Below are 16,861 nucleotides of genomic sequence, written 5' to 3' on the forward strand. Positions count from 1 at the left end.
CGCCGGGGAAGAGGACGACGGCGCCCGCGAGGACGGCGAGTGCCGCGAGCGCCATCGTCACCTCGCGGTAGCGGAACGCGCGGAGGTTGGCAAGGAACTGTGCCGGGTCGACGTGCGTGTCCTGTGTGGCCATGCGTTCGGGTCCCCAGTTGCCACCGCTACGGTCCGCACGCCCTTTCAGTGCGCGACGGCGGCCGGAGTTGTGTCGAGACGAGTCGGAACCGAAGCGGCGATATCGCGGTGTCGTCACCGCTGGGCCGACGCGGCGCGGAGAGCGACGAATCCCGCGCGTCACACGTAGCAGCCGACGTTGCCGGTACTCGGGCGACCCGGACGAATCGTGTGAGGGAAGAACTATCCCGGCGGGCGACGCGGGAGAGAGTATGTCGGAGTTCTCAGACCGAATCGAGAAGGTGTCGATAAGCGGAATCCGCGAGGTGTTCGAGGCCGCCGGCGAGGGTGCCATAAACCTCGGCCTCGGCCAACCCGACTTCGCCGCGCCCGAACACGCCCGGCAGGCCGCCATCGAGGCCATCCGGGACGGCCGCGCGGACGCCTACACCGAGAACAAGGGGATGCTGTCGCTCCGGGAGGCCATCGCTGCCAAGCACGAACGCGACCAGGGAATCGACCTCCACCCCGACGACGTCATCGCCACCGCCGGCGGTTCCGAGGCCCTCCACATCGTGATGGAGGCGCACGTGGACCCCGGCGACGAGGTCATCATCCCCGACCCCGGGTTCGTCTCCTACGACGCGCTGACGACACTGGCGGGCGGGACGCCCGTTCCGGTCCCCCTCCGCGACGACCTGACGCTCGACCCCGCCGCCGTCGAGGAGGCCATCACCGACGACACCGCGGCGTTCGTCGTCAACAGTCCGGGCAACCCGACGGGCGCGGTGTCGCCGCCGGAGGACGTCCGCGAGTTCGCCCGCATCGCCGACGAACACGACGTGCTCTGCGTCTCCGACGAGGTGTACGAGTACACCGTGTTCGACGGCGAGTTCCGCTCGCCCGCCGAGTTCGCCGAGACGGACAACGTCGTCGTGGTCAACTCCGCGTCGAAGCTCTACTCGATGACCGGGTGGCGACTGGGATGGGTGTACGGCTCCTCCCGGCGGGTCGAACGCATGGTCCGGGTTCACCAGTACGCGCAGGCGTGCGCCGCCGCGCCGTCGCAGTTCGCCGCCGAGGCGGCGCTGACCGGCCCGCAGGACATCGTCGGCGAGATGACCGAGTCGTTCCGTCGACGCCGCGACCTCGTCGTCGAGGGTCTCGAAGACATCGGCCTGACGGTGCCGACGCCGAAGGGCGCGTTCTACGCGATGCCCGAGGTGCCCGAGGGCTTCGTGGACGCGTGTCTCGAACGCGGCGTCATCGTCGTCCCCGGCGACGCCTTCGGCGCGAACGGCGAGGGCTACGCCCGCCTGTCGTACGCCACCGACGAGGACTCCCTCCGCGAAGCGCTGGACGTCATGGCCGACGCGTACGACGCCGTCGTCTGAGCGCACTGTCGGCCGGTGATAGCATCCGCATAATCGCCGCCTGCGGGGCCCCTGCCGGGTCGCTCGACGACGGGATTAATCTGAATCAAAACGCGTCGTTCGTTTTACGGTGAAAGTTGTCCCAAATTACCACAGTCGGGAGAGTGTCCCTAGGGAGAGAACGATCCCTAACAGGTTAGGCCGTACACTGATGCGCGAACCACCGTTCCGTACAGGTGATGGCAGACGGGGCCCAACCCCGTCGCCGACCACCACGAGATGACCGACACAATCGCAACCCTCGCTGACTCCGACCGACGCACCGTGCTGTCCTGCCTCGACGACTACTACACCGCCGTCGACATCGAATCACTGGCGGTCGACGTCGTCGCCGCCCGGGACGGCACGCCTCGCACCGAAGTGAGCGAGGAAGAACGCGAGAGCGAACTCGTCCGCCTCCACCACGTCGACCTCCCCAAACTCGACGAGGCCGGTTTCGTGACGTTCGACCACGAGGCCGGAACGGTCACGCGTCGCCGTGGTGACGCCGTCACCGCCTCGCCCGTCTTCTCGGACTGAGGGCGTCGAGGTACACTTATACGCCATCGACGCGAAATAGCGCGTAGCCGGGGCGTACGCAGGACTCTGCCATGGACACGTAGGTCCTCGACTCGGCCCGGTTTTCCGTGACGGTGACCGCCCAGCGACTGCGCTCGGCGTCGTCGCCTCCGCGTTGGTGTCGACGCGGGCGACTCCCGCGCACCGTTCGCCCTCAGTTCGCGGTGCTGACTATCTTTATCACGTCGCCCTCCTCCAGTTCGTGGCTCTCGGAGATGCGACGGGCGGACCGCGCGTCGACGGCGTGCAGGTAGCCGTCGCCGATATCCGAGTGGACGGCGTAGGCGAGGTCCTTCGGCGTCGACCCGCGTTCGAGGAGGAAGGCGTCGGGGAGCATCTCGCCCGCGCCGTCGGTCCACTTCGTCTCGTTCTGCACCGGGTAGGCCGTCACCATGTCGAGAACGTCGTAGACGGCGGTGTCGATGGCCTCTTGCACGCCCGTCCCGCCGTTTTCCTCGACGACCGTTCGAATCTTCTCCAGGCCGTCCGCCTGCGCGTCGGAGACGTCGCCGACGATGTCGAAGTCGTCGTCGCCGGGCAGGTAGTCGACGACGCCCGCCTCCGCGGCGCGGCGCAGGGCGAGTTCGCCGTCCGCGGTGGCGGCGACGACGGGTTTGTCCGACTCGCGCAGGCGTTCGAGGTTCTCCTCCGGCGCGACGTCCGCCTTGTTCGCGACGAGGACGATGGGTTTCGTCCGTGCACGCACGTCACGCGCGAGTGCCACCCGGTCCTCGTCGGTCCACTGCTGGGGGTCGTCGGGGTACTCCAGCGACCGGAGCGAGGCGGCCACGTCGTACTCCGTCGCGCCGAACCCCGTCAGCATCTCCGCGAGAGCCTCGTCGATGTCGAAGTCCGGCGACCGGGACTTGCGGACGACGGACTCCCAGTTGCCCTCGATGATGCCCGCGAGCCACTGCTCTAGCTCCTCCTCGACGAAGTCGGCCTCCTCGACGGGGTCGTACGTCCCCACCTCGACGGGTTCGCCCTCCTCGTTCGTCCCGCCGGAGGCGTCGACGACGGCGAGGATGCGTCCGCGTTCGTGAGGGCGTCGAGGAACTGGTTGCCCAGTCCCCGGCCCTCGTGGGCCCCGGGGACGAGTCCGGCCACGTCCAACAACTCGACGCCGACGTAGCGGACGCCCCCCTCGCAGTTGCCGCACCGTTCGTCCCTGTCGAGGCAGGGGCATCGCGTCCGAGCGTAACTCACGCCGCGGTTCGGGTCGATGGTGGTGAACGGGTAGTTGCCCACGTCCACGTCGGCCATCGTCGCCGCCCTGTAGAAGGTGGACTTGCCCGCGTTGGGCTTGCCCGCGAGAGCGATAGAGAGCATGGTCGAAAGAGGACCGACTGCCGGAACATCCTTTCGGTCGAAACAGGTGGCGGACCGGGCGGGAGTTCGGTCGCCGAAGAGCGCGGTGGACGCTACTGGTGCGGGAGCCAGCGCTCTCGGTAGCGGTACGCCACGCCGCCGACGAGGGCGACTGGGAGGACGAACGCGAGGACGTACGGGAGAGCGTACGCGACGCCGACGACGAGGGCGCGGGCGACGACGACGACGCCGTCGACGGACTGCAGGAACGCCGAGAGGACGGGCGTGTCGTACCAGCGGTCGGGGGCGACCCGGTTCGGCGTCGGCCGGGGTTCGCGCAGTTCGACCGTCAGCGTGGAGTAGGCGACGCGGTCCTCCAGCGACTGCTTCTGCGCCTCCAGTCGCTCGATCTCGCCCTGCACGTCGGAGAGTTCCCGCTGGACGGCCAGCACGTCCTCCGTGGTGTTCGCCTGTTCGTACAGGTCACGGAGTTGGTCGCGTTGCGCGCGGAGGTTCTCCAGTCGCGCTTCGAGGTCCACGAGGCGGTCGGTGACGTCCTCGGTGTTCGTCTGGACGACTTCCACGTCGCCCTCGGCCTTCGCGTCCTCGACGAGAGCGTCGAAGTCTTCGGCGGGGACGCGCAGGACGAGTCGGCCCGTCGTGTACGTCTCGTTGCCGACGCCGTGACGCTCCTGCGTCGTGTCGGAGACGAACCCGCCGTAGCCCGCGACGGCCGCGGTCAGGTTCGACTTCGACCGCTGGAAGTCGTCGACTTCGACGCGGACGGTGCCGGTCTTGATCAGCGCGCGGTTCTGGACGTTCGCCTGCACGGAAGCGTCGCCGCCGGACCCGCCGGACCCCCCCGAGGACGTCGCCTCGGGAGCGGCGGTCGCCGACACGGCCGCGCCGCCGTCTGCCCGTTCCATATCGGCGCTGCCGCCGGCGTTCCCCGCACCGTTGCACCCGGCGAGGGCGACGAGTGCAACGACGGCGACGAGGAGGAGCGTTCGTCTCTGTGACATTCTGCCGGAGCGTACGGCGACGCGTGAAAAAGAGTTGCCGTTTGGACAAGTGACCGTTTGAGCTTAGCTCGGGTCGGGAGACGACGACACGGCCTGCGGTCTCGCCGTGTCGGGAGACGACGACACGGCCTGTGGTCTCGCCGTGTCGGGGAACGACGATACGGCCCGCCTCACTCCGCGTCGCGGGACACGTCGGCGCGGACGATGCGCATGTCGCCCTTCGCCCGCATCCGTCCCGTCGACGGCGGCGTTCTCGTGGAGTTCGAGTTCCGAACAGGAGACGTCGCCGAGGATGCGCGCGTCGCCCTCGATGGTGACGGTGCCGTTCCGCGTCGTCACGTCGCCGTGGATTCTGGTGCCGGGGCCGACGGTGATGTCGCCGCGGGCGCGGAGACTGCCGAAGATGTTGTTGTCCTCGCCGACGGTGATGGACTCCGCGCGCAGGTTGCCGTGCAGGCGGCAGTCGTCGCCGACGTGGGCGGGGGTCGACGCCCGCCACGCGTCGTCGGAGACGGTCGACCCGCGCGGGACGACGAGTGGGTCAATCTCGCTGTCGCCCGTCAGCGACTCCGCGAGTTCGTCGGCCGCCTCGTTCTCGCCCAGTCGGAGCAGTTGCGAGAGGACGATGAAGTAGAAGACGAGCGTCGGCACCGGGTTCCGAATGACGATCCAGCCGCTGGCCTCGAACCCCTCCTCGATGTCCACGTCGTCGCCGATGTCCAGGTCGCCCGAGACCATCAGGCGGCCGCCGACGTGGACGCGTTCGCCGAGGTACGCGTCCTGTCCGACGAGGACGTTGCCGGCCACGTCGCACCAGACGTCGAGGCGGCAGTCGCCCTCGGCCTCGATGTCGCCGCCGAACTGGACGCGTTCGCCGGCGAAGACGTTCCGGCCGCGGACCCCGAACTCGACGGTGCTCTGTCCCCCGACGATGACGTCGCCGTCGGTCACCAAATCGTGCTCTTCGACGGTGGTTCCGTCCGGAATTTCGAGCGCGTCGAGCGGGTCCGAGCCGAGTGACACACTCCCCTGTGATGCGTCCTCCATTATAAGCACCTCGCAAGACAGGCGTCTGACGCGACGGACGGCGCGTTTTTGTACCTCGCCGGACTATCCGTCCTCATGACTGTTCTGTCGTTCGACGACAAGGGCGTGGACGTCGAGTACGAGGGGACCGAGTTCCGCCTGGAGAAGTCGCTCATCGAGGACGCGACGGGGAAGTCCTACCCCGACGTGACGGACCACGAGGTGCTGAAGATAGTCGAGAAAAACCCCGCGCTCAGCGGCGAACCGCGTCGCATCGGCGACATCATACGCGCTTGAACCGCGCCGCCGACGCCGCCCGAACCCACCCGCCGTCCGCCGAGGCCGCACCGGCGGCGAGACGACGGGCGCGCCGCGGACGGCGACTCACGCCCGGCCGTAGATTGCGGTATCGGGGAAGAACTCCGCCCACGCGAACCAGAACATCGGCGACCGGTCGTTCGCCCGCGTCAGCGTCGTTCCCGCGTGCGGGCCGTCCGTCGCGCGGCCGGTGAGGAGGTTCCACCGCGACCCGCCGGCCGCGAGCACGTCGGTTCCCGACTCGCGGTCGAACGAGAGCGCCGACCCGTCGACCCGGCGGTCGTAGGCGACCAGCGTCCCGCCCGTCGTCGCGGCGACGACGACGGGGAGTCCGCCCACGTCGTCGGTGACGAGGGGCGTCTCGGAGACTGCCGAGAGCGGGTAGGCCACCGCCTCGCCGCCGTGGGCGACGCCGAGGACGCGCGTCTTGGGGTGGAGTCGGTCGTCGACGTCGTCGTTGTAGCCGATTCCGATCCGCGAGGAGGCGTCGTAACCGCGGTACGGGTCGCGGTCGTAGTCGCGGGTCACCCGGCCGGTGACGGTGTCGGAGAGGGGCGGAGGGAGGAGCACCGACGTGTCGGGGTGGGACGCGCGCCACTCCCCCCACGAGGTGGTCGTCGCCGGGAGGAGGTCCAGTTCCGTCCCCGTGAGAGGGCCGCGAATGGCCGTCGCCAGCACCTGACTCCACAGCGAGTCGGACTCGCGGTCGTACATCACGAGGTCGGAGTGCCAGAGGTAGCCCGAGACGCCGAACGTCCGCGTGTCGCCCGCGACGACCCGTTCGGCGACGACGGCGCTCCCGCAGAGCGGACAGTAGGTGACGAGAATCGGTCGGTCGAACGCGTCGTTGACTATTTCGTGCCAGTTCAGGACCGCGAGCGGGTACGCCCGTGCCTCGCCGCCGAGTTCGACGCCGACGACGGGTTCGACGTCGTCGAGCGTCGCGTCCACGTCCGACCAGTCGGAACCGAACTCCGGGTCGACGATGGCCGGGATACCGTCCTGCCGCGCGCCCCGGTTCAGTTCGTCCTCCGACACCGGCAGCGAGACGTTGCCGAACGCGACGGGGTTCACGTCGCCGTCCGCGTCGGTAGTTTCGAACCCGTCGGTGGGTGCGGACGCCCCGCCGGACGTGCCGAGACAGCCCGCGACGCCGACGCTGGCGGTCGTTCCGAGCGCTGCGACGAAACGGCGACGGTTCATGCCAGAGACTGGCACGCCACGACGTATGAGGATACGGGGGTCGGGTGAGACGAGGGCACAGCCGGTTCTCGCGGGAAAATCGTCGGCGTCGGCGGAGAGACCGGTCCTCCGGTCAGCGAAGGCGCTCTTCCAGACAGACCGTCACGATGGAGGCGGCTATCTCCGCGCCGCCGCGGAACGGGTCGAGTTTGGTCTCGCCCGCGCGTTCGCGGTAGGGAATCGGAACTTCGGTGATCCGATAGTCGCGCATCAGGGGGCGGACGAGGAGTTCGGCCGAGAGCCCGGTGTTCTCCGTCCACTCGATGTCGTGCAGGAGTTCGCGGCGGTACGCGCGCATGCCCGTGGTAGTGTCATGGACGCGGCGACCCATCAGGAGCGAGGCGATGAGGGCGAACGCGGCGTTGCCGTAGCGGTTCAGCGTCGGCATCGCGGCCGCGCCGGGCGAGATTCGGTCGCCCGAGACCACGTCGTACCCCTCGTTGATTCGTTCGAGGAACTCCGGCAGCATCTCCATCGGGTAGGTGTCGTCGCAGTCGGTGGTGACGACGACGGGGCGGTCCGGCGTCAACACCGCCTCGCGGACGGCGACGCCGTAGCCCTGCGGTTCCTGCTCGATGACCGTCGCGCCCATCTTCCGCGCGATTTCCGGCGTCCGGTCGTCGGAACCGTCGACGCAGACGACTTCGGCCCGGCCGTCCGTGACCCGGTCGATGTCGGCCAGCACCGGTCCGATGGCCTGTTCCTCGTTGTACGTTCCCATGACGACTGCCACGTCGTCGAAAGTGAACTGCTCGGTCACAGTCGGGATTTCGTGGCCGCCTATTTGAGAGTTAGGTTCGCCAAAAAGTCTAGCTCAGGCCGCGGTCGTCCGGACGCTCTTCGAGTTCCGCCGCGCGGTCGATGAGGTAGTCCATGAGGCGCTTGGCGGAGTCTTCGACCGTCTTCAGGTCGTCGTCGGACCGGCCGCTCACCCGAACCGAGAGTTGGTAGAGACCGAGTTCGACGTTCGGCACGGTGTCGTCGTAGCCGTTGTTCAGGTCGGCGTCCGCCTCGTCCTCGCCGTCGACGGGTTCTGTGTCGGCGTCCGCGTCCCCGTCGGCCGCGGGGGCCTTCTCGCCCGTCTCGGACTCCCCGTCGGGGTCGACTACCTCGTCGGCGTCCGCGTCGTCGGTCATGTCCGCCGCCTATCGCGGACGGTACAAAAGAGTCTCGCCTCCCGTTCGCCGCGTCACTCCTCCGAGACGGACCCGGCGGGTCGGTCCGCCGCCCCGTCCACGAACTGACCCAGCGAGTCCTCGTGGAGCGACTCGACGACCACGTCCATCAGGTTCGACAGGTTGGCCGTGTCGTCGCGGTTGTACGAGACGAGGGTGTCGAGGGCGTCCTCGTCGCCGTCGCGTTCGTACCGGTGCCACAGGCGGACCGCGTCGCGGCCCGAGAGGTCCGGTCGGTCGCGGTCGATGCCGACCGCTCGCTCGATGGCTTTCAGCCCGCCCGTCAGGTCGAGACGGCGGCAGGGGTACATCAGGTCGACGTGGGGGGCGTCGACGGAGACGTCGAAGTTGTCCTCCAGGAAGGGAACGTCGAAGCGCTTGCCGTTGAACGACGCGACGAGGGCGGCGTCGGCGAACTGTTCGCGGAGGGCCTCCGCGGTCAGGTCGTGACCGCGGACGAGCGTCGTCGTCTCGCCGCCCTGGTGGAACGACACGGTGGTGACGTCGTTTCGCGCGGCGTCGAGTCCGGTCGTCTCGATGTCGAAGAAACAGGTCTCCTCGCGGAAGTCTCGTAGAGTCGCCAGCGCTCTCCGGAGGGGAACACCTCGCCGAAGTAGCCGGCGTCGCCGTCGTCGAGTCGTTCGAGAGCGTCGGCGACGAACGTCTCGATACGCCGCCCCGTCGTCTCGCCGACGGGGGCGGCCGAGGGGTCGAACGCGTCCCACGTGAGGACGCCCGCCTCCCACAGGGACCGCTCCGTCCGTTCGCCCACGCCGCGGACGGGGATGAAGCTGTTCTCGATGCGCATGTAGCGGAGGGAGGTACGCCGACGCCTAAAGCCTTCGAGTGCGCGTCCCCGAGACTGGACGACGGACGCGCGTGCCGCAGCGTTTTGTCCACGGCACGCCTATCGACCGGCATGTGTGGCCGGTACAGTCTGTTCACCCCGCGCGAGGAACTCGAAGAGCGGTTCGACGCGACGTTCGGGACGTCGCCGGAACCGCGGTACAACTGCGCGCCCGGGCAGCGACTCCCGGTCGTGACGAACGACGACCCGGGGGCGTTTCGATCCCTCAAGTGGGGGCTCGTCCCCCCGTGGGCGGACGACCGGAAAGTCGGCGGTAACCTCATCAACGCGCGTGCGGAGACGGTGCGGGAGAAGCTGAGTTTCCGCGAGGCGTTCGAGCGTCGCCGGTGTCTCGTGCCCGCCGACGGGTTCTACGAGTGGGTCCAGACCGAGGGCGGTAAGCAACCCTACCGCGTCGCGTTCGAGGACGACCGCCCGTTCGCGATGGCCGGCCTGTGGGAGCGGCGGAAGCCGCCGCAGACGCAGACCGGACTCGGTGACTTCGCGGGCGGCGGGGCGGCCGACGCGGAGGCGGAGACGCTGGAGACGTTCACCGTCGTCACGGCCGAACCGAACGAACTCGTCTCCGACCTGCACGGCCGGATGTCCGTCATCCTCGCGCCGGACGAGGAGGAGACGTGGCTTCACGGCGACGGCGACGACGCCGCGGCACTCCTCGACACGTACCCCGACGACGAGATGCGCGCGTATCCCGTCTCGACGCGCGTCAACAGTCCCGCGAACGACGATTCGAGCGTCGTCGAACCCGTGGAACGCTGAATCCGCGGAGGTGCGCTCTCCCACTCGTGTCGCCTTCGAGAGGACGTATTTTGGAACGTATTGTGTATAGCGGCATGTAGTTTAGAAGTCCGCTCGCGGACACGGACGCATGTCGTGTGGTAGCACCCCTTGTTCGAGCAACCACACTCGCTCGTTCGATATCACGGGTCGTCGTTTACGCGGCGAGAGGGATGTCGAAGAGTCCCGAGCGGACCGCGCCGCGACCACCTGCGGAGACACCGACTGTGTGTGATGGGTTTCGACCGCGAGCCCCGAACGAAGTGATGCCGACCCCGGACACGACTGGAAGCAGTATGGCGGACAGAGATGGAGGAGGCGAGAGGGACGGCCGTCACCACCGAACGGCGTGGGTGCGAGTGGAACGCGCGCAGACCCGGCGAAGAGACGGACCTCCTGTAACCGAGGACACCTGCAGCGACGAATCCGACGAAAGAGCGCCCGACGAGGAGGCCCGAAGCGCGGGAGTCCGTAATCGCGCCTCCTCGTGTCCGCCGCCGCGGCCGTCGTCCCCGCGTTCGCTGTCCGGTCCGCACATCGCGCGGATTCCGCCCTCGGCGGAGTCGACCCGTCCGAACAGACGCGGGTCGACGACGGCCGACACGACGGCGTAGCGGTCGAGTTCGAACCGTCCCGGAACCCGATACGAGGTCGCTACCCGCGACATCGTCATCGGTCTGAGTCGTCCACCTCGAACGAACCTTCGTTCGGCCGTCCCTCGTCGGGTCGACCGGTCAGTGCGAGAGACTTCGCGGCCGTCCGACTTCGGTGGCGGTCGGTCGGTCTTCGTGATGCCGACGACGTTCGGCCGCCGTTCGCCCGCCACGCGGGAGCCAGTCACCTCGCTTCGACCGACTGAATCCTCTCGCGGAGGCGACGCGAACGCGGGCAGAATTCGTCCGACCCTCGGCGACGTATATCGAATACAGGCAAAATACACCGTTTTCTGGAGGGGTGTTTCAGGGGCGCAACCCCTGGGGTAGACAGGGTGAATAGGCAGCTCCAGCCAATATAAATTCACGAAGATAAATGCTGTATTGTATTCTGTCTGCGAACGCGAAAACTGTCCACGGTCTGCTACGTTTCTGGTAGGGTCGCCGTCTCTCAGGACATCCTCCGTGTCGAGAACCGGAAGGTCGGCCGAGATGGAGGGCAGAAAGGTTATTTGTGTATGTACTAAGTCTGGGACCGATAGGCGGTCATAGACACAGATAATGTGAAAGAATTCACCAGTGCAGAGCAATATAAGTGGATTTATATTGCTCCATGTATGTGTTCGAGTCGGAGTGACTCGATCGACCCTCGATCCGCGAATACGTCAGAACGTGACTGCTAGAGAACACGAATGTCCTCTCTCGGTGTGTCCTCGAAGTTACGACTCGGAGCGGGAAGGCGAATCAGCTTTCCCCGTTTGGTACCCCTCTGTGAGTCGTGTCACGCCCACTGCGAGCGAAAGTCCCGAGAGTCTTCGAAGCGTATCTCGAACGGGAGCTAGCCACCGATGACGGAGAGAAAACCGACCAACACAACAGAGTATGACTGACGACACCGAGGAGACGGAGCGAAAGACGGTGATGACGTACGTTCCCGCGTATCAGAAAGAGCAGTGGAAGACTCACGCCGAACGACTCGGAATGAGTCAGAGCGAGTTCGTCAGGACGATGGTGCAGGCGGGCCGCAGCGACTTCGAGATACCGGATCGAACGCACGCCGACGAGGAGGCCAGCGACGACGACGGGGGTGGCGGCAGCGAGTTCGAGGGACGGGTCCTCGACGCCCTCTCGGCGGCGGACCACCGGTCGTGGGACGAACTCCTCGACGCGTTGACCGACGACATCGAGGACAGACTCGACGAGACGCTACAGGACCTGCAGGCGGCGAACCGGGTGCAGTACAGCGGCCGGCACGGCGGGTACGCGCTCGCGCCGGGCGCGTTCGAGGGCGACGATGGCCGTTGAGACGGCCGACGGCGAGGTGGTCGAGGACCCCGTCGCGTACTTCCTGCAGGACATGACGTACCACGGGAAGACGGAGCGAACGAGAGACGCCTACGAGCGCGTTCTGCGGCGCTTCGAGGCGTTCCTCGCGGACCCGGAGGCGAACCCGATGGACGCCGAGAAAGCCGTCTCGGCGGCGTCTCATCGCGACTGCATGGCGTGGATTCACTCGCTCCGACAGGCCGACGCCGCCGACAGCACCGTCGCCACGTACGCCTCCTACCTCCACCGGTTCTACGCCTACATGACGCAGGTCGGTGCCTTCGAGGCCAACCCGATGACCCTGGTCATGGAGGAGATGGACGAGCAGATAGACACGAACCCCTCGCGGCGCGAAATCTCCGTCGCCGAGATGCGCGCGTTCCTCCGCGAGGTGCACCATCCGCTGGACCACGCGGTGATGTTCACCCTCCTCAAGACGGGGATGCGCGTCGGCGAACTGTGCAACCTCGACTGTCGCGACGTCGTCCTCGCGGACGATACACCGCTGGGTGATGTATCCAACCGGGCGCAACTCGACGGCCGCGGGCCGTCGCTGTACATCTCGGTGGAACCGTCGGCGGGAGCGACGACGAACGGCGAACGCCGGACGGCGTCGAACAAGCGCAAGCGGTCCACCGTCGTCCCCGTCGACGAGGAGTTAACGACCGTCCTCACCCGGTGGTTGGCCGTCAGACCGGACGTCACCTCCCCCGCGAACCCGCTCTTCGTCAGTACGTCGGGCAGTTGGGGCGACCGGTTGACGACCGACATGGTCCACCACCTCGTCGAACGCCACGCGGCCGAACGCGGGTGGCACCGCGCCGGCGCCGACAGCGAGGAGAACGTCACGCCGCACTACTTCCGGCACTTCTTCACGACCCACCTGCGCGACCGAACCGGTGACCGCGGCATCGTGAAGTACCTCCGCGGCGACGTCGGCGGCGACATCATCGACACCTACACCCACAACTGGGGTGACCGGGTCCGAGAGACGTACGAACGCAACATCTACTCGCTCCTCTGACGTTCCTCGCGCGTCTGTTCTCGGACTCGTAAATCGTATAGTGCTATATCGAATTGGAGGGTCGAATTCTCCGTCGTGTGGTGGTCGGGAGGCGGCGGCGTTGCACCGAATCACGCGTCGTCACCCCCGAGACGGCCGAAGTCGGGCACCGACTAAGTCGCCGGCGACCGAACACCGGACCCGTGACCGACTCGTCGCCGCGGTTTCAGGAGAGAGAGACATGAGCGCGTACCCACCGACTCGACCCCTCGCTCACGTCTACGACTCGGCCTACCAGAGCGTCCCGAACTGGGACATCGGACGGCCGCAGCGACCGTTCGTCTACCTCGTCGAGGCCGGACTCGTGAGGTCACCCGTCCTCGACGTAGGTTGCGGGACCGGCGAACTCTCGATGTTTCTGGCGCGACAGGGGTACGAGGTGCTCGGTATCGACATCGCGCCGTCTGCCGTCTCCCGGGCACGCGAGAAGGCGCGGTGGCGGCGCATCGACGCCGCGTTCCTCGTCTGGGACGCGTTGTACCTCGGCCGACTCGCCGAGCGAGGGTTCTCGTTCGCGACGGTACTCGACTCGGCCATGTTCCACGTCCTCCGCGACGACGAACGCGACAGACTCGTCGACGGCCTCGGGACGATAGTCGAGAGGGGCGGTCTCTACTGCGTCCTCGGCGACGCGCGCGGCGACGACCGGACCGAGTACGGCATCACGCCCGAGGAGATTCGTCGCCGGTTCGAACAGGCGGGCGGGTGGTCGGTCGAGTTCAGTTACCGGACCGCGTTCGAACGGCGGTACAGCACCAACGACGCCTACTTCGTCGGGGTTCGCCGGCGGTGAGGCGGTGCGACGAGCGCAGGAATCGGTCCGCCGGTCCACCCGCGTCGGGCAGTAGCTATTTGCGGAGGTGGCTGGATTCGATGGTATGAGCGCCGGATTAGCGTCCGCTATCGAACGGCGACGAATCGGATGGTGGCTCGTCGCGGCGGCGTTGGCCTGCGTCGTCGGCCTGTTCCTGTTCTCGTTCGTCGGGACGTTCGTCTTGGGACTGTTCGTCTACTACGGGGCGCGGCCGGTGAACCGTCGCATCCAGCGACGCGTCGACTCCCGGGGCGTGGCGGCGACGGTCACGCTCCTGTTCATCGTCCTACCGACGCTGACGTTGCTGGGGTACGCCAGCTTCGTCGCGCTCAGAGAACTCACCGCGACGCTCGATTCGCAGACGGTGACCCTGCTGTTGAATCGGCTGCCCGGGGACCAGCAGTCGCTCGCCGGCGTCTTTCGGGACTTCCCGCAGTTCGTCCAGCAACTCGGGCAGGCGTCGCAGTTCCAGCAGGTGCTGCAGACCCTCGCGGGCGTACTCGGCGCGGCGACGACCGGACTGCTCCACCTGACGCTGGCACTCGCGCTGGCGTTCTTCCTCTACCGCGACGGTCACCGACTGCAGGGATGGTACCGAGAGACCGTCGGCGGCCGCGACACCGCCGCCTACTCCTACCTCGCCGGCGTCGACACCGACCTGGAAGTCGTCTACTTCGGCAACGTCCTCACCGTCCTCGCGGTGACGCTCGGTTCGATGGTCGTCTACAACGGCTACAACCTCCTCGCACCGCCGCCGGTCACCCTCCCGTTCCCGACGCTGTTGGCCGTCCTCACGGGGATGGCGACGTTCGTCCCCCTCGTCGTCGGAAAGCTGGTGTACGTGCCCGCGACGGCATACCTCGCCTGGCGCGCGGTGCAGGCCGACGGGAGCCTCCTCGTCTACCCCGCCGGGTTCCTCGTCGTCGTCTTCCTCCTGCTCGACGTCCTCCCGCAGTCGGTCGTGCGACCGTACATCTCGGGGCAGACGATGCACGAGGGGGCGGTGCTGTTCGCCTACATCCTCGGCACGGCGCTGTTCGGCTGGTACGGACTGTTCCTCGGGCCGTTACTCCTCGTCGTCGTCGTCCAGTTCGCCAACGTCGTGCTGGAGGACCTCGTCTGGGGCCGACCGTTCTCGCCGGAACCGACGGACGCCACGGGCCTCGGCACGGACCCGACCGAGCGGAAAGCCGACACCGTCGACGGCGCGCCGGACGGCGGAGCGACGCCGAGCGACGACGCCGCGGGCGAACGAACGGGCGAGGAGAGCGAGAACTGAAACGGAACCCGGTTCGAAGGGGTGTTCCCACCGCGTCCGCGGCCGGTCGGTCGCGACCCGACTCAGACGACGAGTTCGGTCTCGACGTCGGGGCCGGTGATGGCGCGGGCGACGCGTTCCGCCGTCTCGGTCGTCTCGGCGGCGTTCTCCATCAGTACCGTCTCGGAGGGGAACAGGTGTTCGCCGAGGACGAGTCCGTAGTCGCGGGCGGTCGACCCGGTCATCGTGAGGTAGACGCCGAGACCCACGTCCGCGATGGCGGCCTCCTCCTCGACGGCCTCCTCGGGGTAGGCGAAGGAGACGTTCTCCAGCGGTCGGGTCCCGAGGACGGCCTCCACGAGGCGTTCGTAGCGCGGCGAGATGCAGAGCGGACCCTCGTAGTCGGCGACGAACTCCCGGTCGAGGTCGGCACCCGGCGGGAGGACCTCGGGCGTGGCCATCAGCGTGTGGTAGACGGTGTCGCCGAGGCCGGAGACGACCCGCACGTCGGTGTCCATCGGGTCGATTCGGGCGTTGATGTCCGCGAGCGAGCCCACGCCCTCCGCTTCCAGTTGGACGACCTCTTCGAGAACGAGGTCGGCGCTGTCGAACCCGAGTGCGAACTCGTGAGTCCTGAGCGCGCGGAACGGTTCCTCGCGGCCGACGAGTTGGACGGGCACGCCGTCGACGTCGATGGTGACGCTGTCGAAGACGACGCGTCGGGGCATCCCCTCCCGGTCGTCGCGGAGGAGAGTGTACTCGGGAGCCGCGGGGTCCGAGAGGTCCGAGTGACGCGCGAGGCGGTCGTACACGTCGTGGTCCGGATGCGCCGCGCCCTTGGTGACGGCCTTCTCGTGACGAAGCGTCGAGGTGATGTCGTCTGCGACCTGCGCCGCGTCGGCACTCGCGGCGAACCGATCGAGCACGGCTTCCAGCGGTCGCCCCTTGCGCGGAACGGCGACGCGCACCGTCTCAGTCATTGTAGGATGCACGAACGGCGTCACTAAACAGGTTGCGCTTCGGCCGGATACTGTCGGTTTGTGGGTCTGTGACGCACGTCCGGCGAGACGCGGTCGCCGGCGGGGACGCTCTCAGCGCCTCACTCGCCGGGGCCGAACGCGTCGTTCAGGCGGTCGCGGAACTGCATCAGCACCTCGATGTCGTCTTCGAGGCTCTCGATTCGCGCGTTCACCTCGTCGAGTTCGTCGAGGTCCGAACGGACCGCGGCCACGTCGTCCGCCAGCGACTCGCGGGTGGAGACGATTTCGCCGTCGAGGTCGGCGATGTCCTCGCGCACCTCGCCGAGTTCCTCGTCGAGGCCGGCGGCCGCCGAGGCGGTCTGACTCAGGTCCTCGGACAGTTCCTCGATGTCCTCGTTGACGGCCTCGACCCGGTCGTCGAGCGTGGAGTTCAGTTCCTCGCGCCCGCGACGGCCTCCGAAGCCCGGTCGTCCACGTCGGACAGTTGCTGTGCGGTGTCCTCGACGCGTTCGTCGAGGGCCGCGAGGTCGCCTTCGAGCGTCGAGACGTCGTCGCGGATGTCCGCGCGGTCGCTCTCGGCGTCGTCGAGTCCGGCCTCCACCGCGGCGAGGTCGTCGCCGAAGGTGTCGAGTTCCTCGTCCAGCGCTTCCACCTCGCGTCGGAGGCCGTCCACGAGTTCCTGCCCGGTCCCCTCCTCGTCGATGAACTCCGCGAGGGCGTCGCTGTACGCCTGCAGGTCGTCCATCTTCGCCTGCAGACGCCGGATGCGCACGTCGGCGCTCCGCGGCAGGCCGAAGTCGAGTTCCGTGCGGAGGAGTTCCACGTCCTCCTCTGGTACGTCGCCCGCGCGGAGTTCGGCGGCGAGTGCGGCGGCGACTGACCCGGAGGCCGCGGCGGCCGCCGACGCGTCGGCGTCGTCGGCGTCCGCG

The 16,861-nt window shown here is 67.8% G+C and carries 14 protein-coding genes and 4 pseudogenes; 8 read left to right on the plus strand and 10 right to left on the minus strand.

All coding sequences use genetic code 11. The features are described 5' to 3' along the window. Positions 1-383 precede the first annotated feature (383 nt). Positions 384-1,505, plus strand: coding sequence for a pyridoxal phosphate-dependent aminotransferase (locus tag GJ632_RS09810; RefSeq protein ID WP_089810597.1), 1,122 nt, complete (start codon positions 384-386; stop codon positions 1,503-1,505). Positions 1,506-1,763: 258 nt separating this feature from the next. Continuing rightward, positions 1,764-2,063 (plus strand): hypothetical protein, encoded by a 300-nt coding sequence (locus GJ632_RS09815; RefSeq protein WP_191452818.1) that lies wholly within the window; start codon positions 1,764-1,766, stop codon positions 2,061-2,063. 193 nt (positions 2,064-2,256) lie between these two features. Here the strand turns inward: GJ632_RS09815 and GJ632_RS09820 are convergent. The 3 genes and pseudogenes from GJ632_RS09820 to GJ632_RS09830 form a co-directional block, all read right to left on the minus strand. Further along, a pseudogene (locus tag GJ632_RS09820) lies at positions 2,257-3,431 on the minus strand (redox-regulated ATPase YchF). Between the two features lie 92 nt (positions 3,432-3,523). Further along, positions 3,524-4,432: a DUF4349 domain-containing protein gene (locus GJ632_RS09825; protein WP_191452819.1), complete on the minus strand. Its 909-nt coding sequence runs from the start codon at positions 4,430-4,432 to the stop codon at positions 3,524-3,526. 170 nt (positions 4,433-4,602) lie between these two features. Next, positions 4,603-5,455: pseudogene (locus GJ632_RS09830) on the minus strand (polymer-forming cytoskeletal protein). A 99-nt stretch (positions 5,456-5,554) separates the two neighbouring features. Between GJ632_RS09830 and GJ632_RS09835 the strand changes: the two are divergent. Next, complete coding sequence (locus GJ632_RS09835; protein WP_191452820.1) at positions 5,555-5,755, plus strand: DUF5800 family protein; 201 nt, start codon at positions 5,555-5,557, stop codon at positions 5,753-5,755. An 87-nt stretch (positions 5,756-5,842) separates the two neighbouring features. On the opposite strand, the gene GJ632_RS09840 is transcribed toward GJ632_RS09835, so the two are convergent. The 4 genes and pseudogenes from GJ632_RS09840 to GJ632_RS09855 form a co-directional block, all read right to left on the minus strand. Next, positions 5,843-6,979, minus strand: coding sequence for a DUF3179 domain-containing protein (locus GJ632_RS09840; protein ID WP_191452821.1), 1,137 nt, complete (start codon positions 6,977-6,979; stop codon positions 5,843-5,845). Between the two features lie 112 nt (positions 6,980-7,091). Next, positions 7,092-7,739 (minus strand): dolichyl-phosphate hexose transferase, encoded by a 648-nt coding sequence (locus GJ632_RS09845; RefSeq protein WP_191452827.1) that lies wholly within the window; start codon positions 7,737-7,739, stop codon positions 7,092-7,094. Positions 7,740-7,827: 88 nt separating this feature from the next. Continuing rightward, positions 7,828-8,154, minus strand: a complete 327-nt coding sequence (locus GJ632_RS09850; protein WP_191452822.1) for a hypothetical protein — start codon at positions 8,152-8,154, stop codon at positions 7,828-7,830. Positions 8,155-8,207: 53 nt separating this feature from the next. Next, positions 8,208-9,001: pseudogene (locus tag GJ632_RS09855) on the minus strand (ribonuclease H-like domain-containing protein). A gap of 111 nt (positions 9,002-9,112) precedes the next feature. On the opposite strand from GJ632_RS09855, the gene GJ632_RS09860 reads away from it, so the two are divergent. The 5 genes from GJ632_RS09860 to GJ632_RS09880 all read left to right on the plus strand — a co-directional run bounded on the left by GJ632_RS09860 (position 9,113) and on the right by GJ632_RS09880 (position 14,973). Then, positions 9,113-9,820: an SOS response-associated peptidase gene (locus tag GJ632_RS09860; protein ID WP_191452823.1), complete on the plus strand. Its 708-nt coding sequence runs from the start codon at positions 9,113-9,115 to the stop codon at positions 9,818-9,820. 1,553 nt (positions 9,821-11,373) lie between these two features. Further along, positions 11,374-11,796, plus strand: coding sequence for a DUF5805 domain-containing protein (locus GJ632_RS09865; protein WP_191452824.1), 423 nt, complete (start codon positions 11,374-11,376; stop codon positions 11,794-11,796). After that, complete coding sequence (locus tag GJ632_RS09870) at positions 11,786-12,841, plus strand: tyrosine-type recombinase/integrase (RefSeq protein ID WP_191452825.1); 1,056 nt, start codon at positions 11,786-11,788, stop codon at positions 12,839-12,841. Before GJ632_RS09865 ends, GJ632_RS09870 begins: the two co-directional genes overlap by 11 nt. Positions 12,842-13,061: 220 nt before the next feature. Then, positions 13,062-13,673 (plus strand): class I SAM-dependent methyltransferase, encoded by a 612-nt coding sequence (locus GJ632_RS09875; RefSeq protein WP_191452826.1) that lies wholly within the window; start codon positions 13,062-13,064, stop codon positions 13,671-13,673. 85 nt (positions 13,674-13,758) lie between these two features. Further along, positions 13,759-14,973 (plus strand): AI-2E family transporter, encoded by a 1,215-nt coding sequence (locus GJ632_RS09880; protein ID WP_089810628.1) that lies wholly within the window; start codon positions 13,759-13,761, stop codon positions 14,971-14,973. Between the two features lie 62 nt (positions 14,974-15,035). On the opposite strand, the gene GJ632_RS09885 is transcribed toward GJ632_RS09880, so the two are convergent. The 3 genes and pseudogenes from GJ632_RS09885 to GJ632_RS23485 form a co-directional block, all read right to left on the minus strand. Continuing rightward, entirely contained in the window at positions 15,036-15,932 is an 897-nt protein-coding gene (locus GJ632_RS09885; RefSeq protein WP_089810630.1) for a hypothetical protein, read from the minus strand. A gap of 119 nt (positions 15,933-16,051) precedes the next feature. After that, the gene (locus GJ632_RS23480; protein ID WP_231751458.1) at positions 16,052-16,249 is read right to left on the minus strand and encodes a hypothetical protein; all 198 of its coding nucleotides are present in this window, start codon (positions 16,247-16,249) and stop codon (positions 16,052-16,054) included. 113 nt (positions 16,250-16,362) lie between these two features. Beyond that, positions 16,363-16,861 (minus strand): annotated as a pseudogene (locus GJ632_RS23485) (hypothetical protein); the annotation flags it as partial.

Origin of the sequence: Halogeometricum sp. CBA1124, from assembly GCF_009741955.1 — an archaeon.
Taxonomy (GTDB): domain Archaea; phylum Halobacteriota; class Halobacteria; order Halobacteriales; family Haloferacaceae; genus Halogeometricum; species Halogeometricum rufum.

Coding starts and splice junctions, on each gene's coding strand:
- GJ632_RS09810 (WP_089810597.1), top strand. CDS start 384: ATGTCGGAGTTCTCAGACCGAATCGAGAAGGTGTCGATAAGCGGAATC.
- GJ632_RS09815 (WP_191452818.1), top strand. CDS start 1,764: ATGACCGACACAATCGCAACCCTCGCTGACTCCGACCGACGCACCGTG.
- GJ632_RS09825 (WP_191452819.1), bottom strand. CDS start 4,432: ATGTCACAGAGACGAACGCTCCTCCTCGTCGCCGTCGTTGCACTCGTC.
- GJ632_RS09835 (WP_191452820.1), top strand. CDS start 5,555: ATGACTGTTCTGTCGTTCGACGACAAGGGCGTGGACGTCGAGTACGAG.
- GJ632_RS09840 (WP_191452821.1), bottom strand. CDS start 6,979: ATGAACCGTCGCCGTTTCGTCGCAGCGCTCGGAACGACCGCCAGCGTC.
- GJ632_RS09845 (WP_191452827.1), bottom strand. CDS start 7,739: ATGGGAACGTACAACGAGGAACAGGCCATCGGACCGGTGCTGGCCGAC.
- GJ632_RS09850 (WP_191452822.1), bottom strand. CDS start 8,154: ATGACCGACGACGCGGACGCCGACGAGGTAGTCGACCCCGACGGGGAG.
- GJ632_RS09860 (WP_191452823.1), top strand. CDS start 9,113: ATGTGTGGCCGGTACAGTCTGTTCACCCCGCGCGAGGAACTCGAAGAG.
- GJ632_RS09865 (WP_191452824.1), top strand. CDS start 11,374: ATGACTGACGACACCGAGGAGACGGAGCGAAAGACGGTGATGACGTAC.
- GJ632_RS09870 (WP_191452825.1), top strand. CDS start 11,786: ATGGCCGTTGAGACGGCCGACGGCGAGGTGGTCGAGGACCCCGTCGCG.
- GJ632_RS09875 (WP_191452826.1), top strand. CDS start 13,062: ATGAGCGCGTACCCACCGACTCGACCCCTCGCTCACGTCTACGACTCG.
- GJ632_RS09880 (WP_089810628.1), top strand. CDS start 13,759: ATGAGCGCCGGATTAGCGTCCGCTATCGAACGGCGACGAATCGGATGG.
- GJ632_RS09885 (WP_089810630.1), bottom strand. CDS start 15,932: ATGACTGAGACGGTGCGCGTCGCCGTTCCGCGCAAGGGGCGACCGCTG.